At 42.6% G+C, this 869-nt stretch carries 1 protein-coding gene; it reads left to right on the top strand.

Annotated elements, in window-relative coordinates:
• Positions 1-134: 134 nt before the first annotated feature.
• Positions 135-824, top strand: coding sequence for a gamma-glutamyl-gamma-aminobutyrate hydrolase family protein (locus HMPREF2918_RS04505; RefSeq protein ID WP_049486542.1), 690 nt, complete (start codon positions 135-137; stop codon positions 822-824).
• Positions 825-869: the final 45 nt, after the last annotated feature.

Genomic DNA, 869 nt, shown 5'->3' with positions numbered 1-869 from the left:
GTTCTAGCCCTGCTAGACAAACCTGTTTTTTTACGCGATAAATATTATTTATCATCTCCTTTAAAAATACATATTAGACACGATCATTAATAGGTGATAAGATGAATGTATGAAATAATAAAGGAGGAATGAATATGTGCAGAACCATAGTAGGAGTATCCGCTAATCTCTGTCCGGTTGATCCGGAAGGGAAGAACCTTCATTCCTCCGTTTCCAGCCAGTTTGCAGAAGGGATTCGTCAAGCAGGCGGACTTCCAATGGTTATTCCGATGGGAGATATTTCCTTAGTCAAGGATTATGTTGAAACCATTGATAAATTGATCTTGAGTGGGGGCCAAAATGTGGAGCCGAGTCTTTATGGTGAAGAAAAAACTATCGAGAGCGACGATTACAACATCAAACGCGATCAATTTGAGCTTGCCCTACTGAAGGAAGCAGTACGCCAAAACAAACCGGTTCTAGGAATTTGCCGTGGGGTTCAGTTGATCAATGTGGCTTTTGGAGGAACACTCAACCAAGAGATCGAAGGGCATTGGCAAGGACTTCCGTTTGGGACTTCCCATTCTATCCAGACTAAAAAAGGCAGTGTGGTAGAACAGCTTTTTGGACAGGCCAGTCGGATTAATTCCGTGCACCGTCAAAGCATCAAGGATCTCGCACCGAATTTCCGTGCAACCGCCTTTGATCCGCGCGATCACACCATCGAAGCCATTGAAGCTGTAGATGGTCATCGCATTATGGGCTTGCAGTGGCACCCAGAATACTTGGTTAATGAAGAAAAAGGGAATTTAGAACTTTTTAAATACTTATTACAGGAATTATAAAAAAAGAGGTTGAAGTGAACCGCACCCCAAAAGTTAGACAGAAAA

This window comes from Streptococcus sp. HMSC065C01 (assembly GCF_001813525.1).
GTDB lineage: Bacteria > Bacillota > Bacilli > Lactobacillales > Streptococcaceae > Streptococcus > Streptococcus parasanguinis_V.
This window is presented reverse-complemented; position numbering and strand designations above follow the sequence as displayed.